Source organism: Sporosarcina sp. FSL K6-3508 (assembly GCF_038615825.1).
Classification (GTDB): domain Bacteria; phylum Bacillota; class Bacilli; order Bacillales_A; family Planococcaceae; genus Sporosarcina; species Sporosarcina newyorkensis.
The window spans coordinates 1,326,404-1,345,566 of record NZ_CP152016.1 but is presented as its reverse complement, the minus strand read 5'-3'; the positions used below and the strand labels follow the sequence as shown (position 1 = coordinate 1,345,566).

The following is a 19,163-nucleotide window of genomic DNA, read 5'->3' as shown; positions in this document are numbered from 1 at the left end:
TTTTCTCTCCTCAATCGTATTGCAGCTTTCTCTCTAAATACTTGAAAACAATCGTCAATGCAAAGGCAATCAATAAATAGATCCCCGCTGCAATGAAAAATGGAATGATCGTAAAATCTCGATTGACCACGGTCTGCGCGTAGTGGAGCAGCTCGGGTACCGCCACTGCATACAATAAGGCTGTGTCCTTTACTAAGGAGACAGACTCATTAGCAATCGGTGGTAACGTCACTCGGAACATCTGCGGTAGAATGACACGCGTAGTCGTTTGCCATTTTGATAATCCGAGGACTTGCGAAGCTTCGTACTGTCCTTTATCAATGGATAGGAGGCCACCGCGAAAGATTTCAGCAAAGTAGGCCGCATAGTTCAAAATAAACGCCAATGTGGCAGCGACGAACCGGTCTAACACGAGAAACTCCCCAATTACCGGAAGAAGTGGCAAACCAAAGACAAAAAACAATAGCTGCAATAACAATGGGGTCCCACGCATGATATAAATATAAGTTTGCGCTAAAAAAGAAATTGGTTTCATACTACTTCTTACGGCAAGTGTCAGCAAAAAACCAAGTGGAATCGAAAGAACGATAGCGAGCACGAATAATAGGACGGTCGCTTTAGCTCCTTCGAGCATTGGGATCAGCATAGACATAAAATAGTCAAAATTCATCGTTTAATTCCTCCAAAAACACAGTTAAAAACTCTTGGACTTCCATTATAAAATGCTGCAGAAAGTCAGTACTCTCAAATTTCTGCAACACAGTTGATACACTATTTTTTTGCTATATACGCTAAAATAAATAACTTACACTCAAAGTACAACGTAGAACCCGTTGATTTCTGAGCAAACTCATATAAAAACTTTAATACAACATATATAATTTCGAATCAACGAAGCACTTTATCTTCTCCAAACCATTCAGTGGAGATGTCAGCGGAAGTGCCATCTTCGTTCATCGTATCTAAAGCTTTTTGCAAGTTTTCGAGTAACTCTTCATTGCCTTTCTTGACACCGATTCCGTACTCTTCAACCGCTAAAGAACCATCTAGTTTCTTGAAGACTCCTTCTTCTTTTGTCATATAGTAGTCGATGACAACTTCGTCAAGTACGACCGCGTCGAGACGGCCTGTTTTAAGGTCTGTCAGTGCCAATACATTATCTGCAAACTCGGTTACGGTTTTTAATTTTTCATGGATCGGGTGACTCTCCAGTGCCGGTCCTGCTGAAGACAAAGCTTGCAAGCCAACTACTTTCCCATCTAGCTCTTCTACTTTTCCAATATCTGAATCCGCTAATGTTACAACCACTTGGTTATTATCCAAGTACGGCTTTGTAAATAATACTTTTTCTTTTCGCTCATCAGTAATCGTATAACCATTCCAAATTAAATCAATTCGTCCACTGCTTAATTCGGTTTCTTTCGTTTTCCAGTCGATTGGCTGGAATTTCGCCTCAGCTCCCATATGCTCAGCCGCTGCTTTTGCCATATCGATATCAAATCCTACTAGCTCATTTTTATCATCTCGGAACCCCATTGGTGCAAATTTATCATCCACGCCAATGATGATCTCTTTAACTTCTTTGTCTTTCCCTGTGTCTGCACTTGTTGCAGGACTATCCCCTTCAGCGGACTTGTCCGAACAGCCTGCCATAACTAGTAGTAAGACGGCGAACAGGAATATGAACGACTTCTTCATGTTATTTCCCCTCTTTCTTTCTCTCTTTAATACGCTAAAGAATTAACGTATTACTAAAATACCATTAGATATCCGAAATGAAAAGCCCCTACTTTACTAAATTTAAATTAATCATAGAAAAAAGAATAGACGTCCGTCTATTCTCTTCCGCGTTATTTAGATCGCCGGAACACTTTATGCCCATCATATGAAAATATGAGTGACTTGTTCTCAAGTACCGTCTCCATATGAACAATGCGGCCCCACAGCCGGTGGATATGCGGGAGGACGTGCTCTAAATAGGGCAGATCAAGCTCCGTCTCCTCGTAACGATGCACAAGATACAACTCACCATTTTTCATATAATCGCCATCTTCCACTACGATATACGGAAACCCTCCATTCACCCGCATCCCGATCAACTGATTTCGGACATTCTCTGCCTGCAGATCCGAAACTTTGTACATATTCTCCTGTTTCTGAAAGACATACATATTCTCTTGCTTAATAAAGTCATCGGTCAAATAATTGCGGATGAACGATGTGTCATTCTCTATTTCCCTCGCTTCAAAAATCTTTTCTCGCCCTGTCATAGGACGTTCACCTTTTCCATCTGCTCCTTGCGCAAGTAAATCATATCGCTTTTCAATATCCTCAAAAATTTTCACTCCAAGATAATATGGATTGATGGAAGTCTTGGAAGGTTGGAGAACATTAGCATTCAACTTTGCAAATTCAATCGTCTCAGAGGGCGTCAAATCCATTTCCCGAAGTATTTGTTGATGCCAATAAGAAGCCCATCCTTCATTCATGATTTTTGTTTCCAGCTGCGGCCAGAAATATAGCATTTCCTCACGCAACATCGTTAAAATATCAGCTTGCCAATCTGTTAAAATTCTGCTGTTTTCCAATATGAAAAGCAGTACATCCTTCTCCGGCTGTTCGGGAAACTTTTTATTCATCTCGATCGCTTGCTGTCCAAGGACAGGATGCTGATCTAAATTCCATAAGTCATCGTAAGCTGTTCGTCTTGCAATAGGCTCATCAAATGAGGAAGAGGATGGTTTAATGTCGCGTACGATACTTGGATCAATATGCTCCTGGATAGCCAATACGGCATCCAAAAACGTTTCAACTTTTTGCTTACCATAGCGTATTTCATATTCCGCGATGCGCTCTGCTGTCGCTGCCATACTTTCCACCATGTCTTTACGCGTCTTGGAAAAATAAATATTATTTTTAAAGAAATCACAATGAGCCAGCACATGGGCAATGATCAACTTATTTTGAATCAAACTATTCGTATTTAATAAAAATGCATAACACGGATTCGAATTAATCACTAGCTCATAAATCTTGCTTAATCCGATGTCATATTGGAGTTTCATTTTATGAAATTGCTTTCCGAAACTCCAATGCGTATAGCGGGTCGGCATGCCGTATGCCCCGAATGTGTAAAGGATATCTGCAGGACACACTTCATAGCGCATCTGATAAAAATCTAAACCAAATCCACTGGCAATCTCGGTTATTTCTTCAATTGCTCGCTCTAATGCTAGCTGATCATTCAGCGTAATCCCTCCGTTCGCTTTTCAAAGAACTTCTTAAGTGCAAAGTAAACATCTCGGTTTTTCTGTAAAATGTAATAATTAAATTTCGGATGCTCTATCGATTTATACGCGGACATTAACGTGGACATTCTACGGTGTTCATTCACTTCTGCGTAGCCGAACATATTGGATATCGACAGTAATTCGTCTACATACTCCAGGCATTTCCTATTATCGCTTGTCATGTTTTCTCCGTCTGAAAAGTGTACCGGATAAATATTATAGCTGGCTGGCGGATACGATTCTTTGATCACTTGCAAAGCTTTTTCATAAGCTGAAGAGCATTTCGTCCCCCCACTCTCTCCTTTATTGAAGAAATTCTCTTCCGTCACAACTTTTGCTTCAGTATGGTGTGCAATGAATTCGATTTCGACTGTTTCGTATTTTGTGCGTAGAAATTTTGTCATCCAGAAGAAAAAGCTTCTCGCCATATACTTCTCAAATTTCCCCATCGAACCACTCGTATCCATCATCGCAAGTACGACTGCCTTTGATTGGGGCTTCTCAACAGGATTCCACGTTTTAAACCGCAAATCATCTTCCATGATCGGAGCAATTTCCGCTTTCCCTTTCATCGCATTTCGTGTAATGGCAGATAGTAAAGTACGTTTTTTATCTATATTGCCAATCAATCCTTTTTTTCGAATATCCGTAAAGTCAATATCTTCAATTGTCGTCACGGATTGTTCTTTTTGTTCCAAATCCGGTAACTCCAGCTCCTTGAAGAAAAGCTCTTCCAACTCTTCCATCGACACTTCAGTTTCATAGATATCTTGCCCTGGTTGGTCTCCCGCTTCTTTGCCGTTGCCTTGTTGTGCTTGCTTTTGCTCTCCTTGCGCCACGACATCTCCAACTTTACTGTCTCCCTTTCCTTGTCCAACGTGCTTGGACTTCTCATGGTTGTAACGAATTTTGAACTCATCCAATGAACGAATCGGTATTTTCACTACGTCTTTTCCATTCGAAAGAATAATATTTTCTTCACTAATTAAATCAGGCAAATTACTTTGCAACACTTCTTTAATTTTATCTAGATGGCGTTGCTGATCCTGATGCCCTTTGCGATGGAGAGACCAATTTTCCTCAGTGACAACAAAACGACTTTTCTGGTTTTCTTCCATTCGAATCCCCGCCTATCTCTCGAACAATTTGTTTCCCTATCATATGCGGCAGAAGTTTGAATATTGACTAAAAAACAAGGTCCCTATTTCTGGGACCTTGTTTCTTTCGTCAACGATTCAGCAAACTGCCTACATAACGCAAAAGTTCATTAGCGGAAACTGAATTATACCCATGCTCATCAATCAGTCGAGCCACTACCTCGTTCATCTTCTTGAGCTGCGTCTCGTCTGGCGTAGCAGAAGTCGTTGTGATCTTGACGACGTCTTTTAAATCAGCAAACAGCTTCTTCTGTATAGCCTCCCGTAAGCGGTCGTGCGAACGGTAATCAAAGCGCTGATTCTTCCTTGCATAAGCGGAAATGCGAATCAAAATCTCTTCACGGAATGCTTTTTTGGCATTCTCAGAAATACCGATTTGCTCTTCAAGCGAGCGCATCAATTTTTCATCCGGATTTACTTCTTCTCCAGTTAATGGATCACGTAATTTATTTTTATTGCAATAGGCTTCAACATTGTCTAAATAGTTATCCATCAGCGTTTTAGCCGACTCTTCGTAAGAATACACAAATGCCTTTTGCACTTCTTTTTTGGCAATTTCATCATATTCCTTACGCGCCATAGAAATATAATTCATATACGTATCACGATCTTCGGCAGAAATTGACGCGTGCTGATCGAATCCGTCTTTCAATGACCGCAGTACGTCAAGCGCATTGATACTAGGTACTTCTTTACGAATAATGGCGGAGGAAATTCGGTTGATCACATAACGTGGGTCGACCCCATCCATTCCTTCATCCATAAATTCATTTTTCAATTCTTCTGTGTCCGCATCGTTAAAGCCTTCTACACTCTGCCCATCGTAAAGACGCAACTTCTTCAAGCGATCAATCCCTTGCTTTTTAGAAGCTTTCAAACGAGTCAACACAGAGAAAATCGCGGCAACACGCAACGCATGAGGCGCAATGTGGACATGCGCCATATCGCTTTCACGAATCATTTTCTGATAAATTTTTTCTTCCGCACTCACTTTTAGATTGTATGGAATTGGAATGACGATGAGTCGAGAATGTAATGCTTCATTCTTTTTATTGCTAATGAATGATCGATACTCCGTTTCATTCGTATGCGCAACAATTAATTCATCTGCACTGATCAACGCAAAACGTCCTGCTTTGAAGTTTCCTTCCTGCGTCAAAGATAATAAATGCCAGAGGAACTTTTCATCAAGCTTCAACATCTCTTGGAATTCCATCATTCCTCGATTTGCTTTATTCAATTCACCATCAAACCGGTAAGCTCGAGGGTCCGATTCAGAACCAAATTCTGCGATTGTGGAGAAATCAATGCTTCCTGTTAAGTCCGCAATATCTTGTGATTTAGGATCGGATGGTGTAAACGTACCAATTCCTACTCTTTTATCTTCGGATAATAAAATTCTTTCTATTATAACATCTTCAACCTTGCCATCATATTCCTCTTCAAGACGCAAGCTATTCAACGGGGATAGGCTTCCTTCAATCCGTATACCGTATTCTTCAAAAAATGAATCACGTAATGGCATTGGAATGAGATGCAGTGGGTCTTCGTGCATCGGACAGCCCTTGATCGCATACACAGCTCCTTCGTTCGTGCGTGAATATTGCTCAAGCCCGCGTTTAAGCATTGTAACGATCGTCGATTTCCCCCCGCTGACTGGTCCCATCAATAATAGTACACGCTTCTTAACGTCCAAACGTTTAGCTGCCGGATGAAAATACTCTTCTACCAACCGTTCAATTGACTCTTCTAAACCAAATAATTCTTCATTGAAAAACTGATAGACTTTCCGTCCATTTTGTTTTTCAACTCCTGCACTTTCGATCATCTCATAAATTCGTGAATGAGCAGTCTGCGCAACTTCTTTACGTTCCTTCAATAATTCCAAGTATTCCTTGAACGTCCCTTCCCACTTCAACTCATTTTCTTCTCTGCGATAATTATGCAATTGATTAATAATATCCAACGTCTCTCCTCCAATTAGGCTATGATGTATTATCGTATGCCCGTAGAAGAAAAATGATTCTTATCGTTGGAACGAGGAAAAATAAATTTACTTGATTTCATACTTTGTTCTTTTTTTTAGATTCCTTTAAAATAGAAAGTATAAGTTACGGAAAAGGGGAATTTTATGAACAAGCAGCATAAAAAAGAAGCAGCCGGCCATTTGATCAGGAGATATTTGTTTATATCAATTGGCGTTGTGCTGACCGCTGTCGCATTGGATTTATTTCTCATACCAAATTCCGTCATTGATGGAGGGATTATTGGTATAGCACTCATATTGAACTTTTTGACAGGCGTACCATTTGGAGTTCTTATATTGATCTGTAACCTTCCGTTTTTATTTTTCGGCTACAAGCATATCGGGAGGAACTTCTTCATTTCTTCATCGTTTGCCATCGCGTTACTTGCAATTGTGGAGTTCCCGCTAAAGACTATCGGTCCGTTCGTCACGGATCCGTTGCTTGCTACTGTTTTCGGTGGATTACTATTGGGTGCAGGTGTTGGAATGATTATTCGGAATGGAGGAGCCTTGGATGGTACAGAGATTCTGGGGATTTTATTGACGAAAAAGATTCCGTACAGCGTCGGGGAATTTGTTATGTTCTTCAATCTCTTTATCTTTACATGGGCTGGTTTTGTGCTTGGTCCTGAGAAAGCTATGTATTCGATCATTACTTACTATATCGCGTCCAAAGCAATCGATATTGTTATTCAAGGGTTGGATGAGACAAAAGCAGTCATCATTATTTCTGATGAATATGAGGAACTCGGTGAAGCGATTCGATTGAGACTGGGCAGAAGTATTACGAAGCTGCATGGTCGCGGCGGCTATACAGACAATGAAAAAGATGTCATCTATGTTGTGGTGACCAGACTGGAGATTTCAAAGCTCAAGCAAATCGCACAAGATATCGATCCCTCTGCATTTTTGACCATCATGAATACTCAAGAAACGCATGGAGCCACATTCAAATCGGCAATTCATTAACAAGTACCTTCTATATAATAGAAACACCCTCTCCGAAAAATTCCGGAGAGGTTGTTTCATCTATTAATGGAAGACAATCGTTTTATTGTTTTCAACGATAATACGATCTTCAAGATGCCATTTCACAGCACGCGCAAGAACACGTCTTTCGATTTGGCGACCAATTTTCTTTAATTGGACTGTGTCATCACGATGATCTACGCGTTCGATGTCCTGTTCAATAATCGGACCTTCATCCAAATCGTTTGTGACATAATGTGACGTTGCGCCAATCAATTTTACTCCTCGCCCGAAAGCTCTTTCGTAAGGACGGGCACCGATGAAGGCAGGTAAGAATGAATGGTGGATATTAATGATTTGATTCGGGAAGTGACTGACGAAGTTCGGTGTTAATATTTGCATATAACGCGCTAGCACGAGGACGTCGACGTCGTATTCTTCCATTAACTGAATCTGCTGCTGCTCTACTTCTTGACGAATGTCTTTATTCGCCGGAATGTAGTGAAAAGGAATTCCGAGCGCTTCGACCATTTCTCGTGCATCCTCATGATTACTGATCACGACGACAATGTCCGTGTTTAAGTCGCCATTTTGCCACTCCCAGAGCAATTCCATCAAGCAGTAAGGTTCTTTCGAGACGAAAATAGCTGTGCGTTTAAGTTCTACGGCGTATGAAAAACGATATTCCATCTCATACGCATCGGCGATCTTTTGAAAGTCTTTTTCTAATTCCTGCTTTTTCTCCAAGAGATTATCTGCATGGAATTCGATGCGAAGATAGAACGTTCCGCCTTCAGGGTCGGTCGAGTATTGGCTGGATTCCACGATGTTTGCTTGATGATTCAGCAAAAATGTAGAGACCGCTGAAACGATTCCGGGTCTGTCGGAGCATTGGACGAGCAATCTTCCGATATTTTGTAGTGCAGATGATTGTTCTGCTAGGTGTGTTGACATTCTACTTCTTGTTGACATGTATTCTCCATCTCCTACTTGATAAGTTGATTTGATACGTTGAATTGCTGCTGAAAACCGTTGATTTCCGTTGCAAGTGAACGCTTTCCACGGGGGCATGCGGTTAGCCTCCTCGTCGCTTCTGGAGGGCTCACCTGTCACGCTAATCCCGTTGAAGTCGCTGCTCTCAACGATAAATCAACTAGGTTGTTGTATAGCTTTGTAAATGGTTTCAATCCAACTTCCTGTAATCAATAAATTTCTCCAACCATCTAATAAAAGAAAGTTGGAGAAGGTTTTTGCTTCGTATAGTTTTCGAAAACCTATTCTAATGAAGCGTGACTCTTCTTTACAGTATGAAGGATTCGGCGCTTTTTCGCAAAGGTTTGTTATTCGGCTGGTTCATTCAATCCTTTTCCCATTCCTTTAAGGAAGTTCATGCCAAATGTCAGGGCACGGTTGATGTCGGGATCGTTTAAGGACTTCATTAATTGCAAGGCTCCGGTTTTTTGGTTTTCTCCATTACCCAACTCTGCTTCATGCAAACCACGTTGCACGCTTTGAGATAGTTTTTGGATCGTGGCCGGATCAATTGCAGTTAGAGTGCCGGCTGCGGCCATTAAGTTATTCAACATATTGGTGACCGGCTCTCTAGACACTTGACCGACCGCTATCCCTGCAATTTTTTCTTTTGCTTGAAGCATGGCTTGCAAAGCATCTAAGGCACCGATATCATGCAATTCACCGGTGATTTCCATTATTTTCTGGATAGAATCTTCTTGCTCTGCTAGTAACTTTTGCAGTTCAGCTAATTTTTCTTCTTGAACTTCAATTTCCGTCCGTTCGGTTTGTTTAATAGAAGTAATCGGTGTTGCCATTCCCATTCACCTCCCGATTCATTGATCTGTTAATTGCACATACCCCGGCCTTTTCCACTTACGCTCTACTTCCACTCCGTTTTGCGGATGCCTTTTCTTATCACGGTGATTGCTCTTCGGCAATGGATTCTCACCTTCTTGAGGTAAAACTTCCATACGTACCATTGTCTGCTTGTAAGCTGGTGTATTCGTCCGTTGATCGGTTGCCGGACCAGTTAGAAAATTGATGGCAGACTTTTTCTCTACAGAGTTCATCGGCAGGAACAGCTCATTTTTCTGTACTCGATCTGTGACAAGTGCCGGTAGCTTCAACGCACCATACGGTGAAATGAGACGTACAAATGTACCGGATACCACGCCGCGGTCTTTCGCTAATTCTGGTGATACTTCAACGTAAATATTCGGAACTTTCTCTTGAATTCCTTCTGATTTATTCGTCAGATTCCCTTCATGGAAATGCTCCAACATCCGTCCGTTATTAATATGAAGATCATATTCATCCGGGAACTTAACCGGCACTACCCAATCGGATAAAGCAAAACGGGCTTTTTTATCCGGAAAATTAAATCCATCTGTATATAACAAAGGTGTACTCTCCCCATCCAGGCTGCCCCAAAGGAAACTTCCCCATCCTTCTAGCTCTTCATAAGACGCTTGAGCGAAAATCGGGCTCAAGCTCGTCATTTCTTCAAAAATATCGCTAGGATGCGTATAATTCCAGTTTGCGCCTAGACGATTTGCTACCTCTTGAATGATCCACCAATCCTGACGCGAGTCACCTTTATTCGGCAGTGCTTTATATAGACGCTGAACACGTCGTTCCGTATTCGTAAATGTTCCGTCCTTTTCAAGTGAAGGAACAGCCGGTAAAATCACATCGGCATATTGCGCTGTTCGTGAGAAGAAAATATCTTGTACTACCAGGAAATCCAGCTTTGATAATACATCGTGCACATAGTTCGCATTGGAGTCAACAAGTGCCATATCTTCTCCGACAATATACATACCTTTCATAACGCCTTCATCAATCGAATGAAGCATCTGAATATTATCGAGGCCTGGCTTGCCTTCTATTTCCACGCCATAAGCACGTTCAAATTTTTCTCTCGCTGCGTCATCTGTAATATGCTGATAACCCGGCAGCCAACCTGGCAAACTTCCCATGTCGCATGCACCTTGCACGTTATTATGACCGCGCAAAGGATAAGCCCCTGCTCCCGGACGTCGATAATTTCCTGATGCGAGCAGCAAATTCGAGATCGCTGCTGATGTATCAGAGCCACCTGTATTTTGTGTAACACCCATTCCCCACAATATACATGTTCCATCTGCATCACGGATCATTTCGGCTGTTTTTATCAATACTTCTTTCGAAATACCGGTTACGTCTACAGCATAATCCAAAGTATATCGGTCGAGCACTTCTTTAAAATCTTCAAAATGCAAGACGTTTTCATCAATAAATTTCTGATCGTGCCAACCTTGATCGATTAAATATTTCGTAACAGCCATCAACCACACTTGGTCTGTTCCTTGCTGCGGCGTCATGAAGATGTCCGCGCGCTCCGCCATTTCATGCTTTCTAAGATCCGCGACAATCAGTTTTTGACCATGCAATTTATGTGCTCGTTTGACACGCGTAGCAAGAACGGGATGACCTTCTGCGGGATTTGCCCCGACAATAATGACAAGTCCGGCTTCCGCAATATCTTTAATCGTTCCTGCATCCCCACCCATTCCGACCGTACGGAACAATCCGTCTGTCGCAGGTGACTGACAATAACGAGAGCAATTGTCTACGTTATTCGTCTTGAATACTTGCCGTGCAAATTTCTGTATAACATAGTTTTCTTCATTGGTAATTTTCGAAGAAGAAATCACACCAATACCATCTCGGCCATGCTTCTTACGGATTTTCCCTAAATTTGAGGCGACCAAGTCTAATGCTTCTTCCCAAGAAGCTTCGACAAACTCATCACCTTTTCGAATGAGCGGCGATGTAATCCGTTCCTCGCTATTAACGAAGTCCCAACCAAATTTCCCTTTGATACATGTGGAAATTTGATTCACCGGCGCATCAGAAACCGGTTGGATCTTTAATATTTTACGATCCTTCGTCCATACTTCATATGAACAGCCGACACCGCAAAATGTACACACGGTTTTCGTTTTTTTGATTTTAGACTCTCTCATTGCGGCCTCTACATCGGATACTGCCATAATGCTGCTATAGCCAGGCTCCACATCTTTGATCAAGTCAATCATTGGTTCCATCAATTCGTCATCCATTTTCGTCATAAAGCCGGCTTCTCCGAGCATCGTCTTTTCCATCAAAGCATTACATGGACAAACTGTTATACAATGTCCACAGCCAACGCATGAAGACTCATTGATTTTTGCTCCGCCGTCCCAAAGAACAATTGGGCGATCCCGTTCCCAGTCAATTGATAACGTCTCGTTCACTTGCAAGTTCTGGCAGACTTCCACACATTGACCGCAGGCGATACATTGATTCGGATCATACCGGTAAAATGGATGGGTGAAATCCACTGCGTCCTTTGAACATTTTGGCTCGTAAGGATACTTTTGATGCTCGACCTCCATCAGTGCAACTGTATTGTGCACCTTGCAGTTGCCATTATTGTTGTCACATACGGTGCAATACAGTAAATGGTTTTCGAGTATCCGATCCATCGCTTCTGTCTGTGCTTCTTTTGCACGCGGTGAAGCCAGCTCTATATTCATACCGTCTCTTGCTTTTGTAGAACAGGCTCGCATTAATTCACCGTTTACTTCCACGATACATGTATCACAAGTTTCAATTGGATCCACTTCTGGCAAATGACATATTTGCGGATGTTCTATTTTATTCGCATTTATAATTTGGATTAATGTTGACCCCTCTGCGAAGTCAAAGGGCTTGCCGTTAATTGAAATAGACATATTCACGTCCCCTTTCTTAAACAAAGATAAAAATCCACCATGAAAAAAACCGGCGTAAGCGGCAATTTTCATGGTGGAATAGTTTCTTAACAGGACTTGCTAAAGAACCAATCCATACTTACTATTACATGTAGGCGATAAGAACCTAGCAATCACGTACTAGAATCTCATCAATTCTTACTTTAGTATAAAGTAAAATAGCATGTAATACAATGCCTGTAATAAAAATGTTAGACTATTCTGCTAAATGAATCGAGGAAATGATATGAAAAAAATCCACATGTTCAATGATATTATCAGGAAGTTACGAAAAGACCTATTCGGCAAAGGGCCCGAAAGAATTCATACAATATTTGTTGACAATATGGCTGTGTCGACGCTTTATGGAAATCTTACTCCCACAGAAAAATTTATCGCCAGCACGCCTGAAGGAAAAGAAATGGTTCACAGGGCGCGTACAGGAATGATTCAAGCTGTATACGCAAAGGCCCCCCCCGAAGGGCTTGAAGAATTGATGGAAGCTAAATTTTTACACTTGTTCAGTGATTTTAAAATTGATGATGATATTGCTGTATCGGTTTTTTTATTTGATCGTTCGATTGATTGAAAGGGGGAAAATAGTATGGAACAGCAACATCAGCGGCCGATCATTCGTTTTCAAAATGGGCATTTTACTCAAAAAAAAGATCTGGTGGCAGTAGAATATGCAATTACCATTAAACTGAATGAAAAAGAATTCGCAACGATTGTCTGCACACCAGAGTATATCGAGGATATGGTGGTGGGGTTTTTAGCGTCTGAAGGCATTGTCCCGAAATGGGAGCAAATAAAAGATATTCACTTGGACACAGAAAATGGTTTTATTCATGTGCAAACAGACACTATCTATCCCTTTTTCGAGCAATTACAGAACAAGCGCTATATCACTTCGTGTTGTGGTATGAGCAGACAAGGCTTTGTCTTTGCTAGTGACGTTTTGACCGCAAAAAAAATGAGCAGTGTCTCCGTGCAGTTAACAACCGAACAAATCTTTTCGCTGATGAACGAAATGGAAGAGCAAGCGGACATGTTTAGGCATACAGGCGGCGTCCATAATGCCGCCCTTTGCGCGCCAGACCGTTTATTGCTATCTAGAATGGATATCGGCAGGCATAATGCTTTAGATAAAATTTACGGACACTGTTTAAGAAATAAAATTTCCGTAAGAAATAAAATTATTGTTTTCAGTGGGCGGATCTCATCCGAAATTTTATTGAAAGTGGCAAAAATCGGTTGTGAAATCGTTTTATCGAAGTCGGCTCCAACTGAGTTGGCACTGACATTAGCCGAAGAACTCGGTATTACTACCGTAGGTTTTATCCGAGGAAATTCATTCAACCTATACACACATCCGGAAAGAATTGTCTTAAATAATTAAAAACCTTTTTTCAAGAGCGGAAAAAAATTAATATTGACAATAATGTGAATTGATAATAATATACAGCTTAATCCCAAATCACGTTCTTTATCTATGAAAAATTTGTAAAGACCTCTGTAATAAACATGGCAGAAAAGCTGTAAAATTAGCTTTTTCGACAAAGAACGAGACACTGGGCTCTTGCACATGTTACGTGGCTTATTAGACATCACAGAAACCGCTCGCTGAATTTATCAGTAAAAAAGGGAGGTTTATGAATGAAAAAGACAAAGAACAGATGGCTGATCGCATTGTCTGCAGTTGGGATTCATATTTCCATTGGATCGGTTTATGCTTGGAGTAACTTCACCAATCCATTGATCGATGAATTCGGCTGGACAACAAGCCAAGTACAACTGACGTTCAGTATCGCTATTTTATTCCTAGGATTGTCAGCTGCTTTTCTCGGACACTTCGTAGAAAAGTATGGTCCTAGAAAAGCCGGGTTGCTGGCAGCAACTTTCTTTGGTGTCGGAGTTACCGGAGCCGGTCTCGCAGTTAGTTTGTCTTCTTTGCCGCTGCTTTATATTTCTTACGGCATGCTCGGTGGAATTGGGTTGGGCGTCGGGTATATAGCCCCTGTTTCTACACTTGTTAAATGGTTCCCTGACCGAAGAGGCTTAGCAACTGGACTGGCAATTATGGGCTTCGGTTTCGCGGCTGCGGTCAGCAGTCCGATTATGGAATATTTAATTGTCAATGTGGGGCTGCAAAACACTTTTTATATTCTTGGAATCTCTTATTTTATCATCATGTTGCTTTCTTCTCTTTATCTTGAAAAACCTGAAGAAGGATGGGCACCACCTGGATTTATCGAAAAAGTTCGTTCTGGAAAAACTGAAATCAAAAAAGATCTTGCACAGCTAACAGCGAACGAAGCTATTAAAACGAAGCGATTTTATTATTTATGGTTCATGTTATTTATTAATGTCACCTGTGGAATTGCGATTCTGTCTGCTGCTAAACCGCTGGCGATTGATAGCATCGGAATGACTACCGTTCAGGCAGCCGCTTTAGTTGGAGTACTTGGAGTATTTAACGGGGCCGGAAGACTGGGCTGGGCAACAATCTCAGACTATATTGGCCGTCCGAATACCTATACTACATTCTTTGTCGTTCAGCTTATATTATTCTCAGTGTTGCCATTCACAACAAACGCGATCATTTTCCAAGTGATTTTAGCAATCATCTATACATGTTACGGTGGTGGTTTCGCATCCATCCCGGCATTTATCGGTGATATTTTTGGAACGAAGCAACTCGGAGCGATCCATGGATATATTTTAACAGCATGGTCCGCTGCCGGAGTAGCAGGCCCGATGTTTGCGGCTTGGATGAAGGATACTACTGGCAGTTACGAAAGCAGTTTATTATTTTTCGCCGGATTATTCGTTGTGGCATTTGTAATCTCTCTTTTGATTCGTGTTGACATGAAGCGACTGCGTAATGAACAAGCTGGAATCGATCCATCCGCAGTTCCACAAATAGCGGCTACGAAATAATGAAAAGCGCATCTCATTTATGAATTCTGAATGAGATGCGCTACTTTATCTTTCCGTTTCACTAAACGTGTCTCCGCCTTTGATGGTGCCAAGTTCAAATCCGTGTTCAAACCAATAGATCCGCTGCTTTGCAGTTCCGTGCGTAAAGCTTTCCGGTACTACATAGCCTCTCGCACGTTTTTGGATCGTGTCGTCTCCAACCGCACCAGCTGCCGTAATCGCTTCCTGTAAATCTCCTTGCTCCAAGTAGCCAAGACCTTGTGCATGATGCGCCCATACGCCAGCAAAATAATCGGCTTGTAATTCAAATCTTACTAAGTATTTATTGAATTCTGTTTCACTCATTTTTTGACGTAAAGGCATAACTTGATCCGATATTCCAAGTAAAGTTTGTACATGATGACCGACCTCGTGAGCTATAACATAGGCCATCGCAAAATCTCCCGGAGCTTTGAAAGAACTCTGCAATTCATCGTAAAACTCTAAATCAATATATAATTTACGATCTCCTGGACAATAGAACGGACCTGCCGCAGCACTTCCAAAGCCGCATGCAGTCTGTACTTGACCGGTATAGAGGACAAGCGTAGGATTTTCATATTGAAGGTCTTGTTGCTGGAATAGCTCTGTCCAAATATCTTCCGTATCGGCTAATACGACCGATACAAAATCCGCCAATTCTTTATCTTGTTCCGTCTCAACATACGGTTGCTCGGGTTCAGACTCGGATGCATTATCCAGTAAATCAGTCGGGTTTCCACCCAGCAATAAAAATAAGATGATTCCCACGATACCTAGGCCACCACCGCCTAATGCAATCGCGCCGCCACCGCTTCTACCTCTTCGATCCTCCACATTGGAACTTTTCCTGCGTCCATCTGTCTTCATGACATCTCCTCCACTCGTTCTTCCAGTTTAGTGGAAGGCTTAATGAGCATGTACTTGCACTTTATTTCAACATACCCAAATTGGTAAGGAGACAAACAAGGCGGCTGCACCAGATTATGATGAAATTATTGATAATTGACTGTTATCTATTTCACATGTTCATTTTTTCATATATACTTTATAATAATGTCTTACATTTATGAAGGAGTGATTTTGTTGATTAGTCAGAAGTCTGTATATAATTTCAACGCGGGTCCATCAGCTCTTCCACGTGAAGTGTTGGAGAAAGCACAAAAAGAGCTAGTGGATTTTAAAAATTCCGGAATGTCCATTATGGAAATGAGTCACCGTAGCGCGGCTTATGAAGAAGTACATAATCAAGCAATCCAACGCTTGAGATCACTTTTCGCTATACCTGAGAATTATGAAGTTCTTTTGCTGCAAGGCGGAGCAAGTCTTCAATTTGCTATGATTCCAATGAACTTTCTTACTTCCGGAAAAAAAGCCGGCTACATTATGTCAGGAGCTTGGTCTGACAAAGCATTAAAAGAAGGTAAAACAATCGGCGATGTGTTTGAAGCTGCTTCCACTAAAGAAACAAACTACAATAGAGTACCATCCCTTGCGGACATCCAGTTTGATGACAAGGATGCATATGTTCATATCACATCCAACAACACGATCTTCGGTACACAATTCCAAGAGTTTCCTGACACTGGAGATGTTCCATTGATTGCGGATATGTCGAGTGATATTCTCTCAAGACCTATAGACGTCAGCAAATTCGGCATGATCTATGCAGGGGCGCAAAAGAATCTAGGTCCTTCCGGCGTAACAGTTGCAATTATCCGTAAAGATTTATTGGAAAATGCGAATGTAGAAATTCCTGCTATCCTAAAATACAGCACGCATTCTTCAAACAATTCACTATACAATACTCCGCCTTCATTCGGTATATATATGTTAGGTGAAGTTTTAGGCTGGATGGAGCAGCAAGGCGGCCTTGAGCAAATCGCTAAAAATAATGAAGCGAAAGCTACGCTAATCTACGACGTCATCGATGAAAGTAATGGATTTTATACAGGACATGCTGAAAAAGACAGCCGTTCACTTATGAATATTACATTCCGTTTGGCTGATGAACAGCTTGAAAAGCAATTTTTACAGGAAGCAAAAGAGGCAGGTTTCGTCGGGCTGAATGGACACCGCTCCGTAGGCGGATGTCGTGCTTCTGCATACAATGCAGTGCCGTTCGCAGCTTGCCAAGCATTACAGCAATTCATGTTAAACTTTCAAGCGAAAAATCAATAATACTAAAAAACCAGGCACTCTAATATAAGAGTGACCTGGTTTTCTAATTGAGGACTACACTGAATTCCTTTGAAAATGCTTGTTGCAGAGAACTGAAGGTCTCGACATTACTAAAATCAAGACCTAGTTCTGTCGATGCTTGCGCAATTTCTGGACGAATTCCAGTAATAGTAGACTTCGTACCAAGCAAAGCCAACACTTGTGTAATTTGATAAATCTGTTGCGCAACCAATGTATCGATAACTGATACTCCTGATAAATCAATAAATAAATGAAGGATATTGGTTTCCATACATTTTTCTGGTATGCTTTCTAACATGATTTGAGCACGCAGTTCATCCATATCTCCAATCAATGGAACGACTCCAATCTGATTCGTCAATTTGATCACAGGAGAACTCAATTCATTAATCAAACTTTGCTGCATATCAAATCTACTGTTAACAAATTTATTATATGTCTCAGCAAAATCAACATAAATCTGATCAAACGCACTGTTAATTGTCTCGCTCCAACGTACATAATCTTCAATTGTTATGCTTTCCTCATTAGCGACGTAAAATTCTTTAATTACACCCCAATAAGTTAGGCGTACTTTGCTTAATGCATCTAATACATCTTCAATTGGCGTTTTACTATTGACCCTGCTCGGTGCAACTACTGCTGCCCACTGTTTTTTATTTTTCATAAATATTTCTTTGTCATCCAACAGACTGCTGGTAACCGTCAAATTGGTTAATCTGTTTTGTTCCCGAAGCGTCTCTTCCATTGACTGACTGGCGCTTAAAGAATAAACGGAGCCTTCCTCCACTTTTCTCATCGCAAGCCACGACTCAGTTATATTTGGAAATTCAGACAATAAGTATTCATACAGCTTAACATCAATCTCTTTCATTCTATATCCCCCACTGCTATTCTCGTTATACTTTTAACTTCTCCTTTATAGAAGAATTTGTTCATTGAATAAATACGAGTAAGCGGTTTTTTTCAAAGTCAAAAATATTCAAAATCACTCCAAGTGCAGTGACATATTTATATAAAGACTCATAGTAAATAGTTCCGTACTCTTTTTCATATTGCGCGATCATAAAAGGATAATGTTCATCATCAGGAATAGGTAGATACTTCCAAGGCCGCGGTGTATCTTTTGATTTCTCAGCATGAGCTTCATTCAATAAATTGTTAAGAAGTTCGACTTTTTCTTTCGGAAAATCAAAATACTGAATCTGCCCTTGCTCTGCGACAGGGATTAAATTCTTCCTGATCCAGTCTACAATCGGGTGTTCAATTGGAGCTCGATGAACTTCTCCAAGACTTTTCCCTAAAGTTCGGCGGCCCCTCATTTCGCTTTTATCAGCATAAACAATGTGTAAGAATTTCACAGTACGCCTCCTCAAACAGAAGATTATAGATCAACCCACTAAATAATTTAAACAGTGCCTGTACACTAATTATACAGCAGACTGCTCAAGTTTATATTACTTTTCAATACTTAGTTCCTTGGTCACCATATTCTTCAAGTAGCTCTTCAAAGCTTTTATTCTTTTCACGCTCTTTGCGTTCTTGAATTCTCTTTTCTTTATCTTGCTCTTTTTTCGTTTGCTCCGCTGCTGTAAGTTCTTGCTTGGCACTTTTTAATTTCGCCAGCATGTCTTCACTCACTAAGTCGGAAAGGGATGTGCCTACTGCTTCTGTATCCGCTTTTTGCTGTTTCGGTTGAACGTTATTTCTTTTTTTAGCCATAGTTAACCCTGCTTTCTCTTTTTTTATGTAATTTGCACTTGCTATTACG

17 protein-coding genes are annotated in these 19,163 nt (G+C 41.0%); 5 read left to right on the top strand and 12 right to left on the bottom strand.

Translation table 11 applies throughout. The features are described from left to right. Positions 1-10 precede the first annotated feature (10 nt). The 5 genes from MKX97_RS06245 to MKX97_RS06225 all read right to left on the bottom strand — a co-directional run bounded on the left by MKX97_RS06245 (position 11) and on the right by MKX97_RS06225 (position 6,413). Positions 11-670: an amino acid ABC transporter permease gene (locus MKX97_RS06245; RefSeq protein ID WP_340758591.1), complete on the bottom strand. Its 660-nt coding sequence runs from the start codon at positions 668-670 to the stop codon at positions 11-13. A gap of 218 nt (positions 671-888) precedes the next feature. Then, complete coding sequence (locus MKX97_RS06240) at positions 889-1,698, bottom strand: amino acid ABC transporter substrate-binding protein (RefSeq protein ID WP_340758590.1); 810 nt, start codon at positions 1,696-1,698, stop codon at positions 889-891. A 152-nt stretch (positions 1,699-1,850) separates the two neighbouring features. Beyond that, positions 1,851-3,254, bottom strand: coding sequence for a SpoVR family protein (locus MKX97_RS06235; protein WP_342537486.1), 1,404 nt, complete (start codon positions 3,252-3,254; stop codon positions 1,851-1,853). Continuing rightward, complete coding sequence (yhbH, locus tag MKX97_RS06230; protein WP_342537199.1) at positions 3,245-4,408, bottom strand: sporulation protein YhbH; 1,164 nt, start codon at positions 4,406-4,408, stop codon at positions 3,245-3,247. Before yhbH ends, MKX97_RS06235 begins: the two co-directional genes overlap by 10 nt. Positions 4,409-4,517: 109 nt before the next feature. After that, entirely contained in the window at positions 4,518-6,413 is a 1,896-nt protein-coding gene (locus MKX97_RS06225) for a PrkA family serine protein kinase (RefSeq protein ID WP_009497237.1), read from the bottom strand. A 165-nt stretch (positions 6,414-6,578) separates the two neighbouring features. Between MKX97_RS06225 and MKX97_RS06220 the strand changes: the two genes are divergently transcribed. After that, positions 6,579-7,442 carry a YitT family protein gene (locus MKX97_RS06220; protein ID WP_342537197.1) on the top strand — a complete coding sequence of 288 codons (864 nt, stop codon included), beginning with the start codon at positions 6,579-6,581 and terminating at the stop codon, positions 7,440-7,442. A 63-nt stretch (positions 7,443-7,505) separates the two neighbouring features. Here MKX97_RS06220 and purU read toward each other — a convergent pair whose 3' ends face one another. The 3 genes from purU to fdhF all read right to left on the bottom strand — a co-directional run bounded on the left by purU (position 7,506) and on the right by fdhF (position 12,214). After that, on the bottom strand, positions 7,506-8,396 hold the full coding sequence (purU, locus tag MKX97_RS06215) for a formyltetrahydrofolate deformylase (protein ID WP_050804657.1): 891 nt from the start codon (positions 8,394-8,396) through the stop codon (positions 7,506-7,508). Between the two features lie 386 nt (positions 8,397-8,782). Then, on the bottom strand, positions 8,783-9,271 hold the full coding sequence (locus MKX97_RS06210) for a DUF1641 domain-containing protein (RefSeq protein ID WP_340758587.1): 489 nt from the start codon (positions 9,269-9,271) through the stop codon (positions 8,783-8,785). An 18-nt stretch (positions 9,272-9,289) separates the two neighbouring features. Further along, complete coding sequence (gene fdhF / locus MKX97_RS06205; protein WP_340758585.1) at positions 9,290-12,214, bottom strand: formate dehydrogenase subunit alpha; 2,925 nt, start codon at positions 12,212-12,214, stop codon at positions 9,290-9,292. 265 nt (positions 12,215-12,479) lie between these two features. Between fdhF and MKX97_RS06200 the strand changes: the two genes are divergently transcribed. The 3 genes from MKX97_RS06200 (at position 12,480) to MKX97_RS06190 (ending at position 15,172) form a co-directional block, all read left to right on the top strand. Then, positions 12,480-12,821 carry a DUF2294 domain-containing protein gene (locus tag MKX97_RS06200; RefSeq protein WP_078817712.1) on the top strand — a complete coding sequence of 114 codons (342 nt, stop codon included), beginning with the start codon at positions 12,480-12,482 and terminating at the stop codon, positions 12,819-12,821. A gap of 15 nt (positions 12,822-12,836) precedes the next feature. Next, complete coding sequence (gene fdhD, locus MKX97_RS06195; protein ID WP_078817713.1) at positions 12,837-13,631, top strand: formate dehydrogenase accessory sulfurtransferase FdhD; 795 nt, start codon at positions 12,837-12,839, stop codon at positions 13,629-13,631. 257 nt (positions 13,632-13,888) lie between these two features. Beyond that, positions 13,889-15,172 (top strand): OFA family MFS transporter, encoded by a 1,284-nt coding sequence (locus MKX97_RS06190; protein WP_342537195.1) that lies wholly within the window; start codon positions 13,889-13,891, stop codon positions 15,170-15,172. Between the two features lie 45 nt (positions 15,173-15,217). Here the strand turns inward: MKX97_RS06190 and MKX97_RS06185 are convergent, their stop codons facing one another. After that, positions 15,218-16,060, bottom strand: a complete 843-nt coding sequence (locus MKX97_RS06185; protein ID WP_342537194.1) for a neutral zinc metallopeptidase — start codon at positions 16,058-16,060, stop codon at positions 15,218-15,220. A gap of 186 nt (positions 16,061-16,246) precedes the next feature. Here MKX97_RS06185 and serC point away from each other — a divergent pair, with 186 nt between their 5' ends. Continuing rightward, entirely contained in the window at positions 16,247-17,371 is a 1,125-nt protein-coding gene (gene serC / locus MKX97_RS06180) for a 3-phosphoserine/phosphohydroxythreonine transaminase (RefSeq protein WP_342537193.1), read from the top strand. 43 nt (positions 17,372-17,414) lie between these two features. On the opposite strand, the gene MKX97_RS06175 is transcribed toward serC, so the two are convergent. The 3 genes from MKX97_RS06175 to MKX97_RS06165 form a co-directional block, all read right to left on the bottom strand. Continuing rightward, positions 17,415-18,266: an STAS domain-containing protein gene (locus tag MKX97_RS06175; RefSeq protein ID WP_342537192.1), complete on the bottom strand. Its 852-nt coding sequence runs from the start codon at positions 18,264-18,266 to the stop codon at positions 17,415-17,417. A 61-nt stretch (positions 18,267-18,327) separates the two neighbouring features. Beyond that, the gene (locus MKX97_RS06170; protein WP_078817718.1) at positions 18,328-18,753 is read right to left on the bottom strand and encodes a hypothetical protein; all 426 of its coding nucleotides are present in this window, start codon (positions 18,751-18,753) and stop codon (positions 18,328-18,330) included. A 103-nt stretch (positions 18,754-18,856) separates the two neighbouring features. Further along, positions 18,857-19,114, bottom strand: coding sequence for a YqkE family protein (locus tag MKX97_RS06165; protein ID WP_078817719.1), 258 nt, complete (start codon positions 19,112-19,114; stop codon positions 18,857-18,859). Positions 19,115-19,163: the final 49 nt, after the last annotated feature.

Excerpts from the sequence above, each read along its gene's own strand:
- serC (WP_342537193.1), top strand. The coding sequence starts at position 16,247 with ATGTCTTACATTTATGAAGGAGTGATTTTGTTGATTAGTCAGAAGTCT.
- MKX97_RS06245 (WP_340758591.1), bottom strand. The coding sequence starts at position 670 with ATGAATTTTGACTATTTTATGTCTATGCTGATCCCAATGCTCGAAGGA.
- MKX97_RS06220 (WP_342537197.1), top strand. The coding sequence starts at position 6,579 with ATGAACAAGCAGCATAAAAAAGAAGCAGCCGGCCATTTGATCAGGAGA.
- MKX97_RS06210 (WP_340758587.1), bottom strand. The coding sequence starts at position 9,271 with ATGGCAACACCGATTACTTCTATTAAACAAACCGAACGGACGGAAATT.
- yhbH (WP_342537199.1), bottom strand. The coding sequence starts at position 4,408 with ATGGAAGAAAACCAGAAAAGTCGTTTTGTTGTCACTGAGGAAAATTGG.
- fdhD (WP_078817713.1), top strand. The coding sequence starts at position 12,837 with ATGGAACAGCAACATCAGCGGCCGATCATTCGTTTTCAAAATGGGCAT.
- MKX97_RS06190 (WP_342537195.1), top strand. The coding sequence starts at position 13,889 with ATGAAAAAGACAAAGAACAGATGGCTGATCGCATTGTCTGCAGTTGGG.
- MKX97_RS06200 (WP_078817712.1), top strand. The coding sequence starts at position 12,480 with ATGAAAAAAATCCACATGTTCAATGATATTATCAGGAAGTTACGAAAA.
- MKX97_RS06165 (WP_078817719.1), bottom strand. The coding sequence starts at position 19,114 with ATGGCTAAAAAAAGAAATAACGTTCAACCGAAACAGCAAAAAGCGGAT.
- purU (WP_050804657.1), bottom strand. The coding sequence starts at position 8,396 with ATGTCAACACACCTAGCAGAACAATCATCTGCACTACAAAATATCGGA.
- MKX97_RS06185 (WP_342537194.1), bottom strand. The coding sequence starts at position 16,060 with ATGAAGACAGATGGACGCAGGAAAAGTTCCAATGTGGAGGATCGAAGA.
- fdhF (WP_340758585.1), bottom strand. The coding sequence starts at position 12,214 with ATGTCTATTTCAATTAACGGCAAGCCCTTTGACTTCGCAGAGGGGTCA.
- MKX97_RS06240 (WP_340758590.1), bottom strand. The coding sequence starts at position 1,698 with ATGAAGAAGTCGTTCATATTCCTGTTCGCCGTCTTACTACTAGTTATG.
- MKX97_RS06175 (WP_342537192.1), bottom strand. The coding sequence starts at position 18,266 with ATGAAAGAGATTGATGTTAAGCTGTATGAATACTTATTGTCTGAATTT.